At 62.2% G+C, this 17,453-nt stretch carries 14 protein-coding genes and 1 tRNA gene; 8 read left to right on the top strand and 7 right to left on the bottom strand.

Annotation, left to right across the window (positions count from 1 at the left end; translation table 11 throughout):
• Nucleotides 1-40 precede the first annotated feature (40 nt).
• Genes tsaE through CMV30_RS02105 form a run of 3 tightly spaced genes read right to left on the bottom strand, consistent with a single transcriptional unit; the run spans nt 41 to nt 2,305 of the window.
• A complete protein-coding gene (gene tsaE, locus CMV30_RS02115; protein WP_096054487.1) occupies nt 41-472 on the bottom strand; it encodes a tRNA (adenosine(37)-N6)-threonylcarbamoyltransferase complex ATPase subunit type 1 TsaE in 432 nt (143 codons plus the stop codon).
• Nucleotides 456-1,409: a thiamine-phosphate kinase gene (locus CMV30_RS02110; RefSeq protein WP_096054486.1), complete on the bottom strand. Its 954-nt coding sequence runs from the start codon at nt 1,407-1,409 to the stop codon at nt 456-458. Before CMV30_RS02110 ends, tsaE begins: the two co-directional genes overlap by 17 nt.
• Entirely contained in the window at nt 1,406-2,305 is a 900-nt protein-coding gene (locus CMV30_RS02105) for a CPBP family intramembrane glutamic endopeptidase (RefSeq protein ID WP_096054485.1), read from the bottom strand. Before CMV30_RS02105 ends, CMV30_RS02110 begins: the two co-directional genes overlap by 4 nt.
• 139 nt (nt 2,306-2,444) lie before the next feature.
• On the opposite strand from CMV30_RS02105, the gene CMV30_RS02100 reads away from it, so the two are divergent.
• Entirely contained in the window at nt 2,445-5,237 is a 2,793-nt protein-coding gene (locus tag CMV30_RS02100) for a serine/threonine protein kinase (protein ID WP_138223072.1), read from the top strand.
• Nucleotides 5,238-5,267: 30 nt separating this feature from the next.
• Here CMV30_RS02100 and CMV30_RS02095 read toward each other — a convergent pair whose 3' ends face one another.
• The 4 genes from CMV30_RS02095 to CMV30_RS02080 form a co-directional block, all read right to left on the bottom strand.
• Nucleotides 5,268-6,557 carry a dihydroorotase gene (locus CMV30_RS02095; RefSeq protein WP_096054483.1) on the bottom strand — a complete coding sequence of 430 codons (1,290 nt, stop codon included), beginning with the start codon at nt 6,555-6,557 and terminating at the stop codon, nt 5,268-5,270.
• 104 nt (nt 6,558-6,661) lie between these two features.
• Nucleotides 6,662-7,606: an aspartate carbamoyltransferase catalytic subunit gene (locus tag CMV30_RS02090; protein ID WP_096054482.1), complete on the bottom strand. Its 945-nt coding sequence runs from the start codon at nt 7,604-7,606 to the stop codon at nt 6,662-6,664.
• Nucleotides 7,607-7,668: 62 nt separating this feature from the next.
• Complete coding sequence (gene pyrR, locus CMV30_RS02085) at nt 7,669-8,334, bottom strand: bifunctional pyr operon transcriptional regulator/uracil phosphoribosyltransferase PyrR (RefSeq protein WP_245844374.1); 666 nt, start codon at nt 8,332-8,334, stop codon at nt 7,669-7,671.
• Between the two features lie 61 nt (nt 8,335-8,395).
• Nucleotides 8,396-9,802, bottom strand: coding sequence for a sugar transferase (locus CMV30_RS02080; RefSeq protein WP_096054481.1), 1,407 nt, complete (start codon nt 9,800-9,802; stop codon nt 8,396-8,398).
• Nucleotides 9,803-10,155: 353 nt separating this feature from the next.
• Between CMV30_RS02080 and CMV30_RS02075 the strand changes: the two genes are divergently transcribed.
• From CMV30_RS02075 to CMV30_RS02045, 7 genes are all read left to right on the top strand, one after another.
• Nucleotides 10,156-11,325: a glycosyltransferase gene (locus tag CMV30_RS02075; RefSeq protein WP_245844373.1), complete on the top strand. Its 1,170-nt coding sequence runs from the start codon at nt 10,156-10,158 to the stop codon at nt 11,323-11,325.
• 174 nt (nt 11,326-11,499) lie between these two features.
• A complete protein-coding gene (locus CMV30_RS02070) occupies nt 11,500-12,456 on the top strand; it encodes an ABC transporter substrate-binding protein (protein ID WP_096054480.1) in 957 nt (318 codons plus the stop codon).
• A gap of 80 nt (nt 12,457-12,536) precedes the next feature.
• A complete protein-coding gene (locus CMV30_RS02065) occupies nt 12,537-14,054 on the top strand; it encodes a sugar ABC transporter ATP-binding protein (RefSeq protein ID WP_096054479.1) in 1,518 nt (505 codons plus the stop codon).
• Entirely contained in the window at nt 14,051-15,067 is a 1,017-nt protein-coding gene (locus CMV30_RS02060; protein ID WP_096054478.1) for an ABC transporter permease, read from the top strand. The genes CMV30_RS02065 and CMV30_RS02060 overlap by 4 nt, the downstream gene beginning before the upstream one ends.
• Nucleotides 15,064-16,026: a galactofuranose ABC transporter, permease protein YjfF gene (gene yjfF, locus CMV30_RS02055; protein ID WP_096054477.1), complete on the top strand. Its 963-nt coding sequence runs from the start codon at nt 15,064-15,066 to the stop codon at nt 16,024-16,026. Before CMV30_RS02060 ends, yjfF begins: the two co-directional genes overlap by 4 nt.
• A 285-nt stretch (nt 16,027-16,311) precedes the next feature.
• Nucleotides 16,312-16,388 (top strand) — tRNA-Pro (locus CMV30_RS02050).
• A 64-nt stretch (nt 16,389-16,452) separates the two neighbouring features.
• The gene (locus tag CMV30_RS02045) at nt 16,453-17,337 is read left to right on the top strand and encodes a DUF2971 domain-containing protein (RefSeq protein WP_096054476.1); all 885 of its coding nucleotides are present in this window, start codon (nt 16,453-16,455) and stop codon (nt 17,335-17,337) included.
• The last annotated feature ends 116 nt before the right edge of the window (nt 17,338-17,453 follow it).

Below are 17,453 nucleotides of genomic sequence, written 5' to 3'. Positions count from 1 at the left end.
GAGGGGACCGCCGCATGAACGTGCAGCGGTGCTTGGAGTCTCAGGCGAGCTTTAGGGTGTGCTGGTTGTCGGGGGCGATGCCGAGGGTGAGGTGGAAAGCGTCGCAGGGAATCCAACTGGGAATTTTCTCAGGCCACTCGACGGCGAGGCAGTAGGGGCTGGTCAGGAAATCATCGAGCATGAGCGACTCGATCTGGGCGTCGCGTTCTAGGCGGTAGGCGTCGAGATGCACGAGCGTGCGCGGGCCGCGGTAGAGCGTGAAGATCGTGAAGGTCGGACTCGTGACGGTGGCATCGATGCCGAAGCCGAGGGCGAGGCCTTGGACGAAGGTGGTTTTGCCGACGCCGAGATTACCGTGGAGTGCGAGGGTGGTGTCCGGCGGGAGGGCGGCGGCGAATTCGGCGGCGAGGGATTGGGTCTCGGCGGCGGAGGCGGTTTGGACGCCGGCGCGGAGTTTATCGAAGATGCTCATAGCCGCGGTGCGCGTTGAGGTCGATGGAGCCGGCGGGACGTTTTCCAATGGAGACAAAGTTGCCAATGCAGTAGAGGGGCTGGCGGAAGTGGCGGAGCCAGGTTTTTTCGAAGGAGGCGCGGTTGGAGTTTTTGCGGACGGCGAAGAGGAGCTCGAAGTCTTCGCCGTCGCCGAGGGCGTGAGCGAGCGGAGTGCGCTTGGAGTCGCGAGCGAGTTTGCGGGCGGCAGGGCTGATGGGGATGAGAGCGGGATCGAGCGCGGGCTCGGCGTTGGAGGGAGTGAGCGCGTGAAGATCTTTGGCGAGGCCGTCGCTCAGGTCCATCATGGCGCGGACTTCGGGGTGGGCGGCGAGCCAGGCGCCTTCGGAGAGGCGTGGCGTGAAGCGGTGATGTTTACCGAGCAGGCTGCCGCCGAGGGGGCCGGTGACGTAGATCCAGTCGCCGCTGCGCGCGCCGGCGCGGGTCAACATGCGCGAGCCGCTAGCCTCGCCGATCAGGGTGAGGCTGGCGGCGAGGATTTTGTCGGCTTGTGCGACGTCACCGCCGACGATGGCGAGGTTGTACGTGCGCGCGCAGGCGGCGAGGCCGCGGTAGAATTTTTCGAGCCAGTCGAGGCGCGTGCGGGGATCGAGCGTGAGGGCGACGACGGCGGCGCGGGGTTTTGCGCCCATGGCGGCGAGGTCGCTGAGGTTGCGCTTGAGGAGTTTCGCGCCGACGGCGCAGGGCGGGATGGAGTCGTCGAAGTGACGGCGGTAGATGACGGGATCGACGGTGATGGCCTGGGCTTTTTTCGACGCGGGGAGAATGGCGCAGTCGTCACCGATGCCGAGCGGGGCGGGTGGGGAGACATCGCCGAGCCAGCGGCGGATGGCGGAGATGAGGCGCTCTTCGCCGAGGGCGGCGACGGTATCGGCTTTGCGGTGACTGAAGGGGGTCATGGCGCGAGCCGGTTGATCAAAGCCGAATAGGGATCGGTGCCGGTCATGAGGAAGAGCGCGGTGTGCAGATTGAAGAGGCCGTGCGCTATCATGGGGACGGCGATGCGTCCGGTGCGTTCGTAGGCGACGGCCTGGATGAGGCCGAAGACGAAGAGCGGGAGTCCGGCCGTGAGGCTTTGGTGGGCAGCGGCGAACATCAGGGCAGGGAGAATGAAAACAACGGAGCGGGGAACGCGGCCGCGCAGGTAGCGGAAGATGCCGAAGCGGAAGATCAGTTCTTCGGTGATCGGTGCGATGATGGTGGCGAACAGCATCATCGAGAGGAGCTGTGCGGTAGAGTCGGCGGCGGTGAAAAGCTCGACGACTTCCTGGGGCTTTGGCGTATGGCCGAACTGCTCTAGCAGGACTGGCCAGAGGAGGGCGATCGGCGCAATGAGCGCGATCATGATCAGGAAGGTCGCGATGCCGGCGAAGGGGATTCGCGACAGGGGGAGCGGCTCGGGCAGTTGTACCGCAGCCGGGTTGATGGCGACATTAAGCTGGGCTTGGAAGCGGTTGGATTTCAGAAGCACCCAGCTGACGCCGAGACCGAGGAGCAGGCCGAGCTGGAGCGCGAAGCCGCTCAGGAGGAGGCCGAAGCCTTTATCGAGCGGGACATCGGGGGCATATTTTTTGAGCAGAGAGGCGGCCAGCAGCTGGATAATGAAGGCCACACCGAAAAGCCGGACGATGGTAAGGCCGAAGACGTAGCCGGGGATGTCCCAATAAGGGAGAGGCATGGGCTGGGAGGCGCGCGCACGGGCGGACGGGCTTAGGAAGAAGCACCAGAGCAGCACGAGTCCGGAGAGGACGAGGGCGGCCTCGAGGGCGCTGGCGACGATCAATTTATCCGGCATGGTTGGGGCACGCTTTCAGGGGCGCGGGGCTATTTCAAGGCCGGGGCTGGCGGGTGGGACGTAGGCGAGGGGAAGAGTTTTCATGGTTTAGGGGAGCGTTGGTCGCGTCGATGTTGGCGGGTAGAGTCTGGTTGCTTCGATGACCACCCCACCCAATCCCTCCGCAGTCGTGAAGGCCGCAGCGGCGTCGCCCATTCCGGCGATGGCGTGGGAGACGCTCGCGACCGGAACGCGCTGGCTGGAGGCGTATCAGGTCGGGGAGGCGCTGCCGGATGCGGTGGCGGCGAAGTGTTTTGTGGCGGTGCAGATCGCGACGGGAAATGACGTGGTGATCCGGGGATTGCGTGTGATGGATGAGCGGAGGGCGGGGGCGTGGAAGCGGCTGTGCGCGGAGGGCGGGGAGGGGCAGATGGGGTGGCTGAGGCCGCTGGAGGTTTTCGAGAGCGACGGGCGGCGCATCGAGGTGATGCTGGCGGGGCCGGCGATGACGTTGCGCGAGTGGGGAATGGAGCGCCGGGTGACGTTGGACGAAGTGCGGGTGCTGGTGCGGCATCTGGCGGGGGCGTTGAACGCGTTGCACGCAGGCGGCGTGGTGCATCTGAATTTGAGACCGGAGGCTGTGCGCGTGCTGGATAAAAACGGGCCGCATGTGATTCTCGCGGGGCTGGAGCTGGCGGTGGCGGTGACGGGAGAGACGGGGAGCGCGGGCGCTGGTGGCGTCGGCGGTGAAGGAGGCGGGCATGTGGTGCTGCATGGGAATCCCTTTTACGCGCCGCCGGAAGCGGTGGGGCTTTTCAAGCATGTGGCGGATCGCGGGCTGATGGCGTGGGATTGGTGGACGTTGGGGCGGCTGGTGCAGGAGCTGGTGCTGGGGCGGCATGTATTCGGAGAGTTGTGGCAGCGGGATGTGTCGCGGGAGACGGAGGAGCTGATGACGCGGGCGGAGGCGGTGCTGGCGGAGCAGGAAGGGATGACGCGGGCGGGCGCGGTGGAGCATATGCCGGCATCGGTCGAGGCGGAGATCGTGCGGCTGCTGCGCGGATTGCTGGCGAGCTGCCGCGATGGGCGCTGGGGATTCGAGCAGGTGCAGCGCTGGCTGGCGGGGGAACCGGTGCGGGATCGCTATGAGCTTTCACGGCATGACCGGTTGTTCGAGAGGCAGGAAAGGTTGTTCACGGTGCCGGAGGCGGCTGAACTTTTTGGAGGCGCGGAGGCATGGGAGGAAGGCTTGGGCGACTTGTTTGCCGAGGAAGGGAGCGGACGTGCAGGGGGACTGAGGGCGTTTCTCGCGGAGAATCCGGAGCAGGCGAAGGCGCGCGAACAACTGGAGGCGGTGTTGAAACTGGAGCAGAGCACGGCGCTGCAAACGCTGCCGGAGGGCGTGCGGCGGGAGATGGTCGCGTGCGTGGCGTGGGCGCAGCTGGGCAAGGGAATCGTGGCGGCGCGGTGGCGCGGGCGGGTGATCGACGCGGTGCTGATCCGGGAGTGGTTGCGCGATGAGGCGCAGCCGTCGGGAGCGGCGCGGGTGCGCGGGGCGATCAACGCGGTGTTGAGCGAGGCGATCGGTGCTGGAGATGCGGATACGGGACGGTGGCTTGGCGGCTATGCACACGATTTCGAAGCGGCGGTGGCGTGGGCGTCGGCGCGCGGGTGTGCGGTGGATTCGCCGGCGGCGGAGCTGGCGTTGCTGCGGAGTTTATTCGAGCCGGAGGATGCGCTGGAGCGGACGCACGCGGGGATGAAGCAGTTGTACGCGTGCAGCCGTGAGACCGTGGTTGAGGCGTTGTTTAAGAAGAGCGCGCCGACGCGGTACGAGCGGGTGCTGGTGGTTTTTAGCGGGAGCGAGGCGGTGCGGTTTGGGTATGTGACGCATGCGCAGTGGAGAGAGGAGCGGTATGCGGAGTTGCGGGCGCGGGCGCAGCGGATGGTGGAGGCGCTTTATTGGGTGCGGCTGGGGAGCGCGATGCGGGCGGGGCCGGTGGTTTTTGGGACGTGGGTGTGGCTCGCGGTGGTGGTGGCGATTCCGGTGGGCGCTGCAATCTATGCGGGGCGTTGGAGCGAGGCGGTTGTGTGGGGCGTAGGGACGGTGGTGGTTGTGTTGGGCGCGAGGGTGGGCTGGTGGCTGGCGAAGCGTAGGGACTTGGCAAAGCGGATCGCAGCGGGGAAGGCGTGGAGATTTTTCGACGGAGCGAGGCGGTGTCAGCGGGAGGCGGAGTGCGTGATCGGCGGTGGAGCAGTGGGGACGGAGGCGGGATTGCGCGCAGGGCTGGCGGAGGCGAATGGGGGGATCGCTACGCTGGGGTTTGAGCCGGCGCGAAGTGTGGTGGTCGCGGCTGGCAGGCCGGTGGGGACGTGGGTGGTGGCGACGATGAGCTGGCTGGTGTTGGCGTCGGTGCTGGGCGTAAGCGGGGCTTCCTTGAAGGAGGGAATCGCGAAGAGGCGCGAGGCGGTGGTCGCTGCGCAGATCGATGAGAAGGGAGCGGGCAAGAGCGGCGAGGAACGGCGGAAAGTGGAGCCGTGGGAAATTCAGACGAAGGAAGCGGCGGGTGTCGCAGAGACGGAGCGCGTGGCGGAAGCGGTGGCGGCGACTGCGGAAGAAGCTCCGCAGGAGATCGTGCGGGTGGCGTGGCCGTTCAAGATGACGCGTGAGGCCGTGACAATGAAGGTGCGCAGGTTTGTGGAGGCGACGGAGGAGCAGGTCGCGGCGGCGGAAGCGGCGGAGGCGGACCTGAAGCGGCGCTACGACGAGAAGACGGTCGCCGTGATGGTGGCGGTGCGTGTGCCGGTGGCGTCGGGTTACGGACTGATGCTGTACGACGGGAAGGCGGGGAAGTTCGCGAACCGCACGGTATACGAAGTGGCGTTTAATCCGATCGCGCGCTCGTGGCTGGAGATCGGCGGGGTGCGGGCGTTTTATCTGGGGGCGAGGTGAGGGCTGGCGCGCCACTCACCTCGGCAGACGTTACTTGATTTTGCCGTTTTCGAAGACGATGCGGCCTTCGACGAACGTGGTTTTCACGCGGCCGGTGAGGGTTTTGCCGTGCCAGGGGGAGTTGCTGGATTTGCTGAAGCCGGCTTTGGCGTCGTAGGTCCATTTCTCTTCGGGGTCGAAGAGACAGATGTCGGCGGCGGCGCCTTCGGCGAGGTTGCCGGCGGGTAGGTTGACGATCTTTGCGGCTTTGCGCGTGAAGAGGTCGATGACGTAGGGGAGCTTGAATTTGCTCTGGCGGACAAGGACGTCGAGCGAGACGGCGAGGGCGGTCTCCAAGCCGAGGATACCGTTGGGGGCGAAGTCGAATTCCTTGTCTTTCTCGTAGTCGGTGTGCGGGGCGTGGTCGGTGGCAAGGCAGTCCAGGGTGCCGTCGCGCAGGCCTTCGATGATGGCGATGCGGTCGTCCTCGGTGCGGAGAGGAGGATTCATCTTAAAGTTGGTGTCGTACGTCGCGAGGGTTTCGTCGGTGAGCGCGATGTGATGCGGTGTGGCCTCGGCGGTGACGCTGACGCCGCGGGCTTTGGCACGGCGGAGGATCTCGACGGAGTTTTTCGACGAGATGTGCTGCATGTGGATGTGCGCGCCGGTGTAGGTGGCGAGGATGACGTTGCGCGAGACGATGATGTCCTCGGCGGCGTGGGGCCAGCCCTTGAGGCCGAGGCGGGTGGACATGATTCCCTCGTTCATGACGGCACCGACGGTCATGGAGTGGTCCTGGCAGTGGTCCATGATCGGGAGGTCGAACATCTTGGCGTACTCGACGGCGCGGCGCATGAGCTCGTTGGACTGGACGCAGTCGCCGTCGTCGGTGATGGCGACGACGCCGGCGCGTTTGAGCGAGCCGATGGGGGCGAGGGTCTGGCCCTTCATACCAACGGTGATGCAACCGGTGGGGTAAACACGGATACAGGACGTGCGGGTGATGGAGTCCTTAATGAGCTGGATCGTGCCCGCGCTATCGGCGACGGGGGCGGTGTTGGGCATGCAGACGACCGAGGTGAAACCACCGGCGGCGGCGGCGCGGGAGCCGGTCTCGATGGTTTCCTTGTGCATCTGGCCGGGCTCGCGGAAGTGGACATGAATGTCGACGAGGCCGGGGCAGGCGATGAGGCCCTTGGCGTCGATTTTCTTCGCGCGCTTTTTGTCGGCGGCGGAGAGCGAGGCGGCGATTTTGCCGTTGGCGATGAATAGGTCGCCGAGGGAGTCACGCTTGGAAGCGGGATCGATGACGCGGGCGTTTTGAATCCAGAGAGCGGGCATGGCGTGATTTGAAATTTCAAAGGCCAAACTCCAAACGCCAAAGAGTGCTCAAATCAGAGCGAGCGTGGAGAATTTGGCGGCTGGTTATTTGGCGTGTGGAGTTCTTAGTCGGTGGTTACGACGGATTCGGGCTGGCCGCCGGAGCAGAGGTAGAGGACGGCCATGCGGACGGCGATGCCGTTGGAGACTTGTTCGAGGATCACGCTGCGGTCGCCGTCGGCGAGTTCGCTGTCGATCTCGACGCCGCGGTTGATCGGGCCGGGATGCATGATGATGGCTTTGGGGTTGAGCCAGCTGGCGCGGGTTTTGTTGAGGCCAAACATGCTCGTGTATTCGCCGAGCGAGGGGAAGTGGCCACTGGACTGACGCTCGTGCTGTATGCGGAGAAGCATGACGACCTCGGCGTCGGCGAGGGCGCTCTTGAGGTCGTGGGAGACTTTGACGCCAAGGTCGGTGAACCAGTGAGGGACGAGCGTAGCAGGACCGACGAGGGTGACGTTGGCGCCCATTTTGGTGAGGGCGTGGATATTCGAGCGGGCGACGCGGCTGAAGAGGATGTCGCCGAGGATGACGACCTTGCGGCCTTTGAGGGAGCCGAGGTGCTCCTTCATGGTGAAGGTGTCGAGGAGACCTTGGGTGGGATGCTCGTGAGCGCCGTCGCCGGCGTTGATGACGGGGATGTCGAGGATGTTGCTGAGGTAGAGCGGGGAGCCGGAGGCGGCGTGGCGGATGATGATCATGTCGGCGTTGAGCGCCTGAATGTTTTCCGCGGTGTCGCGAAGGGTTTCGCCTTTGGTGGTGCTCGAGCTGGCACCGTCGAGGGAGATGACGTCGGCGCTGAGGCGTTTGGCGGCCATGTCGAAGGCCATGCGGGTTCGCGTGCTGGGTTCGAGGAAGAGGTTGACGATGGTCTTGCCGCGGAGGGCGGGGACTTTTTTCACGCTGCGGCCGAGGATCTTTTTGAAGGCGGTGGCGGTGGCGTGGATCTGGTCGATCTCGGCGAGCGAGAGTTCTTCGAGGGTGATGAGGTGGCGGCGCGTCCAGGGCATGGGCGGAGAAGTCGTGGCGGTTGTTGTGCGAAAGGGGGGCGATTGAAGCGGATGGGCGCAGATCAGGAGGCGGAGTCGGCGCGGGCGGCTTCGAGGCGGATGGTGTCGCGCTTCGGATTGGCGGCGTCGAGGGTGACGACGACTTTTTGTGTGGGAAGCGTGGTCAGCGTGAGGCCGATGTAGTCGGCGGTGAGAGGGAGGCGGTGGTGGCCGCGGTCAACGAGGACGGCGAGTTCGACCTGGGTGGGGCGGCCGTGGTCGAAGAGTTCGTCGAGGGCGGCTTTGACGGTGCGGCCGGAGAAGAGGACGTCGTCGACGAGGATCACGGTCGCGCCGCGGACATCGACGGGGATGTGGGTGGGGGCGAATTCCTTGGGGATGGGATTGCGGGTGATGTCGTCGCGGTGGAAGGAGATGTCGAGCGTGCCGACGATGGAGCCGGGAAGCAGGGCGGAGAGACGGCGGGCGAGGGTGATGCCGCCGTTGGCGATGCCGAGGAGAAGCAGTTTTTGCGAGCCGGGGTGGCGTTCGGAAATGGCGAGGGCGAGCCGGTCGATGGCGGCGTGAATCTCGGAGGGATTGAGGCTCTTGGGAGACGTGGGCACGGAGGAGCGTTGTGTCAGCGGGAGGGTGAGGTTGGGAAGGTTTTTTTGGGAGAGAATGATGCGGGTGAGTTGATGCAGTGAGGAGGGGTATTGTGCGGGTGGGCGGCGGGAGTTTTGGGGCACGAAAAAGGGCGCGCCGACCGAAGTCGTACGCGCCCTTTTGGGTGATGCGGAAAGTTTTGGCTTAGTAAGCGGTCTTTGGAGGGAAGATGACCTGCCAGGCGGTCGCGAAGAGGATCTTGATGTCGAGGAGGAGCGACCAGTTGTTGATGTAAACCAGATCGTAGCCGACACGTTTTTCGAGGAGGGAAACTTCGGAGATCTCGCCGCGGAAGCCTTTGCTCTGCGCGAGGCCGGTGATGCCGGGCTTCACGTAGTGGCGGGAGTAGTAATTGCGGAGGAGCTTAGCGAACTCAGCATCGTGCTCGATCATGTGCGGGCGTGGGCCGGAGACGCTCATCTCGCCGAGGAGGACGTTCAGGAACTGTGGCACTTCGTCGAGACTGGTGCGGCGGAGGAAGCGGCCGAAAGCGTAGATGCGGGAGTCGCCGACCTTGGCCTGTACGGTCTGCTGGGTCTTGGTCTGGGCCGCGTTCATGGTGCGGAATTTCCAGATGTTGAAGCGGCGTTTGTTGATGCCGGAGCGAAGCTGCGGATAGAAGATCGGGCCGGGCGATTGGGTGCGTTGCATCATCCAGACGAAGATCGTGAGCGGAGGGAGAACGAAAAGGACGACTGGGAGGGAAACGGCGATGTCGAGGGCGCGTTTGAGCACGCGGTTGACGGGATTCTGGAGCGGTTCGTCGTCGAGCGTGAAGAAGGTGTATTCGCCCTCGTGATCGACGCTGACAGGATGGTCGTAGTACGAGTTGAGATTGTTGTAGAGGCGGACGCGGGTGCCGGCGCGCTGGGCGACTTGGACAACTGCGTTGGACGCTTCCTGACCGAGGTAAAATTGGAGGAGGACGATCTGGCCGATCTGGTTTTGTTCGATGACGGACTTGAGGTCATCGACGCGTCCAAAGCAGGGGAGGCCGTCGATCACGTTGTTGCCGGATTCGTTGCAAAGGAAGCCAACGGGTTCGACGCCGAGGTGGGCCTTTTGGTTGATCCAGCCTCTGAGTTTACGAACTTCCTCGGGCGAACCGACGAAGAGTGTGCGGACGGCGTGATCTTTGAAGAAGAAGCGGGAGATGAGGCCGGGGAGGAAGCAGTTCGCGAGGTAAAGGACAGCGGCGGCAATAGCCAAAAAGGAACCGAGGAAAACGCGGCTGATGTTGATGTCCTTGGTAGCGAAGGCCACGAAGAAGAGGACGAGGGCGATGCGGACCAGCTGACGCTGGGTGATCTGGAAGAGTTCGATCCAGTTCAGATAACCGATACGACCGGCCATCGTGTGGTAGCTGCGGGCGCTGATCAAAGTGCCGCCGATGACGCCAAGAAAATAGAGCTTAATGTTTGTCTCGCTCGCGAACTGGATGAGGCCGCTCGCTTCGATGAGTGCTGCCCACAGGAGAAAGATGCCGCCCAGCAGCACAGTCACGATGAACCCGTGGAGTGAGATGAGTCCTTCTTGGCGATGTTTGAGCATGTGAGGAATGTCTTCTGAAAGCTGTTTGCGAAATGTGGGCTCATACTAGCGAAGGGCGTCTTTCCAACAATCAGGCCACCCCCGTTCGCTCGTTAGGGGAAACCCTCAGTGAGGGCCGGGAGGGTTGCCTAGGCATCGGTTTAGGGTGTTTCTATTGTTTGTTAGCCAATTGATAGCGCGATTTTTCAAGCATCGTTTTGAGTCGGACTGGGTAAGTGAGCTGAAATCTTTTTAAGCGGGAAATAGACAGCGCGGGGCCTTTTTTCAGCTTACTGAGGTTAGGCTCGACAATGACTGCTGGGTGGGCGGCATTGCCGGTTTCACCTGTCTGTATTCGCCTAACTGTTTCACCCATGCCGCTGAAAATCCTGCACTCGATCCGTTCCGTGAATCCGCATGGGGGCGGTCCGGTGGAGGCGATCAAGCAGCTGGCAGCGGTGAATAAAGCGGCCGGGCACACAATCGAGGTCGTTTGTCTCGATGCGCCGGAAGATCCGTGGGTGAAGGCGTTTCCGCTGCCGTGTCACGCGATGGGACCGTCGAAAGGTAGCTATGGTTATTCGAGCAAGCTCGTGCCTTGGCTGCGGGAGCATCGGCGCGATTATGATGCTGTCGTGGTGGATGGGCTCTGGCAGTATCACGCATTCGGCGTGTGGAGGGCGCTGCATGGGACGGACACGCCGTATCATGTTTTCACGCACGGGATGCTCGATCCGTGGTTCAAGCGGACATATCCGCTGAAGCATCTCAAGAAATGGTTTTACTGGCCGTGGGGTGACTATCGCGTGCTGCGAGATGCGCGGGCGGTGTTGTTCACGTGCGAAGAGGAGAAGCGGCTGGCGCGGGAGTCGTTCTGGCTCTACCGCTGCAATGAGCGCGTGGTGAATCTCGGCACCGGTGCGCCGATCGGGGAGCCGCAGAGCCAGCGAGTATTATTCGAGGAGAAATTTCCTGAGGTTCGCGGGAAACACTGTCTGCTCTTTCTAGGGCGTGTTCATGTGAAGAAGGGCAATGATCTGCTTTTCCATGCTCTCGCGGATGTTCTCAAATCCGGCCAATCGCCTGAGCTGGCCGACTGGCACTTGATCATCGCGGGACCGAACGACCATCCGTACGGACAGGAGATGAAAGCACTCGCGGAAAAACTCGGGCTGTCGGCTCGCGTGACGTGGACGGGCATGCTCACCGGCGATTTGAAGTGGGGCGCGTTTCACCGAGCCCAGGCATTTGTGCTGCCTTCGCACCAGGAAAATTTCGGCATCGCCGTGGCTGAGGCGCTCGCGTGCCGCGTGCCGGTACTGATCTCTAATAAGGTGAACATCTGGCGCGAGATCGAGCAGGACGGTGCGGGCATCATCGAGAACGACGATGTCGCCGGCGCCACGAAGCTGCTCACGCGCTGGCTCGTGCTTTCTCCGTCGGAACGCGATGCGATGCGGGAGCGCGCGCTGGTGAGTTTCTCGACGCGTTTCCATGTCGAGCAGAGTGCGAAATCGCTCATTGCCGTGCTTGAGGGGCGTTGAGTCCGCTGAACTGATTGCAAACCACGACGAAAACTTCGGGGAACGCTTTCTCTCTTCCTCGCGCTCACTCTGTTTTGTTGAACTCATCTGATTCTTCGCGGCACTTTACTGTCCTCACGGGTGTCCGTTGACCCGAACTTTTCGCAACCGCCTTTTGCGCGCAGCTTTTACCCTATGAAAACCTCCCTGTTCCGCCGCTCGATCGCCTGCCTCGGTTTCGCCTTCGTTTCGCTGACCGCCGTGGTGGCCGCCGCCGAGAAAAAACTCACCGTCGGCTTCGCGCAGACGGGTGCCGAAAGCGCCTGGCGCACGGCCAACACCAACTCAATGAAGACCGAGGCCGACAAGCGCGGCATCAACCTCAAGTTCGCCGACGGCCAGGGCCAGCTCGAGAATCAGATCCGCGCGGTGCGCTCGTTTGTCACGCAGCGTGTCGACGTCATCGTGATCGCGCCTATCAAGACGACCGGCTGGGACAATGTTCTCCGCGAAGCCAAGCGCGCCAAGATCCCGGTCGTGATCATGGACCGCCAGATCGAGACCACTGATGAAACGCTGTTCCACTGCTTCGTCGGTTCCAATTTCTACGAAGAAGGCCAGATGGCCGTTGAGTGGCTCGCCAAGAACCGCGACGAGCGCACCAAGATCGTCGAGCTCCAGGGAACGCCCGGTTCCGCCGCCGCCAACGACCGCCGCAAAGCTTTCGCCGACGGACTCGCGAAACACTCCGATCTTAAGATCATCGATTCCCAGAGCGGCGACTTCAGCCGCGCCAAGGGCAAGGAAGTCATGGAGGCCTTCCTCAAGAAACACGGCAAAGCCATCGAGATCGTCTACGCGCACAACGACGATATGGCGCTCGGCGCGATCCAGGCCATCGAGGAAGCCGGCCTGAAACCCGGCAAGGACATCATCATCGTTTCCGTCGACGCTATTAAAGAAGCCGTGCAGGCCGTGGCCGACGGCAAGATCAGCGTCACCGTCGAGTGCAATCCTCTCTTCGGACCGAAAATCTACGACACCATCGACAAGATTTTGAAGGGCGAGAAGGTCGAACGCGTTTCCTACAACAAGGACGAGCTCTTCGACTCCACCAACGCCGCCGCCCGCGTCAGCACCCGCGAATACTGAGCCGCACGTCGCACGTATCCAGATAAGTACGCGCTCACGCCGATTCGCCGCGCCGTCGTTTAATCCAGATCAACCACACGATGAGTTCCACCCCGCTGCTTCAAATGCGCGGCATCGGGAAACGATTTCCCGGTGTCGTCGCTCTCGCGGGCGTGGATCTCAGCGTTCGCTCCGGTGAAATTCACGCGCTCCTCGGCGAAAACGGCGCGGGCAAATCGACACTCATCAAAGTCCTCACGGGCGTTTACTCGCTCGATGACGGCCAGATCCTGCTGGATGGAAAATCCGTCCGTCCGGCCACGCCAAAAGATGCCGAGGACTGCGGCATCAGCACGGTTTACCAGGAGGTGAATCTGATTCCTGCGCTCTCCGTCGCCGAGAATATCGGCCTCGGTCGTCAGCCGGGAAAACTGGGTTTCCTCAACTGGGGCGCACTCCGCCGCCACGCGCGCGAAGTGCTCGCACGCCTCGATCTCCAGTCCATCGACGTTGATGCCGAACTCGGCTCGTTGTCGGTCGCGATGCAGCAGATGGTCGCCATCGCGCGTGCTCTCGATCTCAAGGCGAAGCTCCTGATTCTCGACGAGCCGACCGCCAGCCTCGATGAAAAGGAAGTCGCTGATCTTTTCGCCGTCATGCGCCGTCTGAAAGGCGAGGGGCTCGGCATCATTTTCGTCACGCATTTTCTCGATCAGGTTTACGCGGTCACCGATCGCATCACGGTGCTTCGCAACGGCGCTCTGGTAGGCGAGTACCTCACCGCCGAGCTGCCCCGCCTGAAACTTGTGAGCCGCATGATCGGCCGTGAAGTCCACGACAACGCCCCGCGCTCTGCCGATCTGAAAGCCGTCGCCGACAACGCCGAATGCGTCGTCGAGACCAAGGGCATCGCCCGTCGCGGTGCGATCAACCCGATCGATCTCACCATCCGCAAAGGCGAGGTCACCGGGCTCGCCGGTCTGCTCGGCTCCGGCCGCTCCGAGACGGCGCGACTCATCTTCGGCATCGATTCGGCGGATGGCGGCGAGATTCACGTGAAAGGGAAAAAAGTCCCGATGTCGTCTCCGCGTGAAGCGATCGCGCACGGTTTCGCGTTTTGCTCCGAGGACCGGAAGGTCGAGGGCATTCTCCCGAATCTTTCCGTCCGCGAGAATCTGATCTTCGCCCTCCAGGCCAAACGCGGCGCGTGGAAAACGCTTTCGCACGAGGAGCAGATGACGCTCTGCAATCACTATATCACCGCGCTGCGTATCAAGACCGCCAGCACGGAGACCGCGATCCGCAATCTCTCCGGCGGCAACCAGCAAAAAGTTCTCCTCGCCCGCTGGCTCGCGACGCAGCCGGAGCTGATCATTCTCGATGAACCGACGCGCGGCATCGACATCGGCGCCCGCGCCGAGATCGAGCAGTTGATCCACAAGCTCCGCGCCGACGGCATCGCGGTGCTGCTCATTTCCTCGGAGATCGAAGAGATCGTCCGCAACAGCACGCGCGTCGTCGTGCTCCGCGAGCGCCGCAAGACCTGCGAACTCGTCGGTGACGAGATCGATCCGTCGCGCCTGATGCGCGCCATGGCCGGAGGACACGAAACGTCATGATCGACTACGCGATTCCGCAAACGCCGCCGCCCGCACGTTCGCCGCTGATCTGGCCGCTGGCCGGTCTCGGGCTGCTGCTGGTGATCAACGTGATCATCAATCCAGCGTTCCTGAAAATCTCGATTCTCGATGGCCATCTCTACGGCCTGCCGATCGATATTCTGAACCAGGGCTCGCGCGGCATGTTGCTCGCGCTGGGCATGACGCTCGTCATCGCCACCGGCGGCGTCGATCTCGCAGTCGGCTCGCTCATGGCCGTGGCCGGCGCGGTCACGTCAACGCTTCTGGTTCAGCACGGCGCGTCTCTTCCGGTCGCGATTCTCGCGGGCGTGAGTGTGACGGCGCTCGGCGGTTTGTTGAGCGGCTTGATGGTGTCGTGGCTCGGCCTCCAGCCGATCGTCGCAACGCTGATCCTGATGATCGCCGGACGCGGCGTGGCGCAAAAAATCACCGGTGGCGAAGTGATCGTGGTGCAAAATCCCTCCTTCGAATTTCTCGGCAACGGCTTCGTGCTCGGCCTGCCGTTCTCGATTCTGCTGGTCGGCGTATTCTATCTTCTGGCACAGCTTTTCCTCCGGCGCACGGCGGCCGGTTTGTTCATCGAAGCGGTGGGCGACAACGAGAAGGCCGCCCGCTTCGCCGGTCTTTCGGCGGCCAAGGTGAAGGCGCTCGTGTATGTGTTCAGCGGCATTTGCGCAGGCGTGGCCGGGTTGCTGGCGACCTCGAATATCCGCGCGGCCGATCCTTATCGCGCGGGTGAGATGATGGAGCTCGATGCGATCTTCGCCGTCGTGGTCGGTGGCACGGCGCTCACGGGTGGACGATTCTTGATCGCTGGCGCGTTTGTCGGCGCGCTGCTTCTGCAAACACTCACGACCACGATGTATGTGGTCGGTGTGCCGCCGGATGTCGCCACGGTGCCGAAGGCGCTTCTTATCATCGTGGTCTGTGTCGCGCAGTCGGATGTCACACGTGGCTGGTTGCGCGGCCTTTTCAAAAGGAGGGCGCTATGAATCCGTTCGTACGTCGCAACCTTCCCCTGATTTCGACAGCAGCGATTTTTATCCTGCTCTTCGCCTCGGCATCACTGAAGTACGACGGCTTTTTCTCGGGCAGTGTGCTCGTGAATATTTTTTCCGACAATGCGGTCCTCGGGATCACCGCTGTGGGCATGACATTGGTCATCTTCGCAGGTGGCATCGATCTATCGGTGGGCGCAGTGGTGGCGTACACATCGATTTTCTCTGCGATTCTGATCCAACGCGGTGAGCATCCGGGGGCGGTGGCGTTCTATGTACTCAGCCTCGGCGCCTTGTTCGGCGCGTTCATGGGCACGCTGATCCATGTCTTCAAACAACCGGCGTTTCTGATCACGCTCGCGGGCATGTTTCTCGCGCGCGGGATGGGCTTCTGGGTGAGCAATGAATCCACGAGTATCACGCATCCGCTCTACGACAGCCTCTCGCGTTTCGAACTCTCGATTGGCGAGAACGTGCACGTGCCGCTGACAGCGCTGCTGCTTCTGGCGACCATCGTGGTCGGTTATGTCGTGGCGCACTTCACGCGCTTCGGCCGCAACCTGCTCGCCATCGGCGGCAGCGAACAATCCGCGCTGCTCATGGGCCTGCCCGTCGGCGCGACCAAGATCGCCGCCTACACGCTCAACAGCACGCTCGCGGCTTTCGCGGGACTCGTCGCCACGCTCTACACCGGCTCGGGCAATCCCAGCCTCGGCGTGGGCCTCGAACTCGACTCCATCGCGATCGTCGTGATCGGCGGCACGCTGCTCGCCGGCGGACGCGGCCACATGATCGGCACGCTGTTCGGCATCCTCGTTTTCGGCACGATCCAGTCGGCGATCCTCTTCGATGGACGCCTCGACTCGGCCTGGGTGCGCATCGTGGTCGCGGCCTTGCTGCTCACGTTTATCCTGCTGCAACGCGCGATCGTCCGCAGCACGGCGAAACGCTGAGGCGGGGGGGATTGGCGGGTGCAGCGCGCACTCCGAGCGCGCTGGTTCGTTGTCGGCGTCGCGAAAAAAACAGGGATGTGTTCACGGGCTGGCTCGTACAACGCGCTCGGAGTGCGCGTTCCACCTAAAGGCGTGGACGACACGGAGGTCGTCCCTCCATTGCCTGAGAGCGGCTCATGTTCGCTCGGAATCGTGAGAGGAAAACCAACTCTGGCGGCTCTGCGAAAACCTTCAAAAAACCACTTGCTTCCCACCGGGGCATCCGGCTTCCTGACCAACTCTCGTCGGGCCGTAGCGTAGTCTGGTAGCGCGCTTGCATGGGGTGCAAGAGGTCGAGAGTTCGAATCTCTCCGGCCCGACCATCTTCCCCCCTGCTGAAAGCCCCATCTCCCTCTCCGGTAGACCTACCTGTCACATAGCTTAGAGATGCCGACTAATTGGTCTAAGTTTTCCGCGCCGGACATCCGTGATCCAGGGCCTTTTGATGGGCAGATCATCCTCTACCATTATTGCGACGCGAATGCCTTTGTTAATATACTCAAAACTGGCAAGATTTGGCTATCTCACCGAGCTTCTTTGAATGACACGCAAGAGGGGAAATGGGTGCTGACGCTACTCTCAGAAATGACTGAGAAAACTTCCGATCTGGAGACGAAAGGTTTTTTGGAGAACATTCGCTTCTCGTTGGAAGATGAACTTCACGACATCTTCCTTTGTTCATTTTCCAAACAGGGAGACCAACTTGGACAGTGGCGGGCATATGCAGACAACGGCGCGGGATTTGCGCTTGGATTCCGGCCTGAAAATTTCGATGTACCGTTTCAAATTCCGGCGCAGACAACAGTTCCAGAGGAGTCTTTAGGATTTGTTGAGATGGTCTATAAAAGCCGGATGACCTCGTCTGGCATTGTCGTCCAAATCGTGAGCGAGTGTCTTGGAGGTGAGCGCACCCCAGAGAGTATCCGCGCATGTGTTCAAGAATTGCGTGAAATCGCGCTACAGCTGAAAAATCCATCGTTTGAAGAGGAACAGGAAGTTCGACTCGCTTATACTCCGACATTGCGCAGCAAAATCCCCGAGCCAGGCGTTCGCATCAAAGGGGTTCTTCAAGGGATTAAATTTCGTCCAGCGCGTTTCGGCGTTACAGCTTATTTCGAGGTGCCATTTACCACACTCGGAACGGAGGACGCGTTGGCGCAGGTTATGGTAGGGCCGAGAAATCTTTCAGACCCAGCTACGCTTTACGCGTTGTTGAGCGAGCACGGATTCCATCGAGCTAGAATAAAACTCTCGACCGCTTCCTACAGATAGAGCTGTAACGAGCGTATCCTCCCAGAGGTGAAATGCGTTCGCTCATTTTCTTGGGAAATCCCTCAACCGGCAATTCGAGCACTTCCCTCTGACTTCACATGCCGCATATCTTTTAC

The organism is Nibricoccus aquaticus (assembly GCF_002310495.1).
In the GTDB taxonomy this organism is placed as follows: Bacteria; Verrucomicrobiota; Verrucomicrobiia; order Opitutales; family Opitutaceae; genus Nibricoccus; species Nibricoccus aquaticus.
The sequence above is the reverse complement of the archived record's forward strand: the minus strand, read 5'-3'. Positions and strand labels throughout refer to the sequence as shown.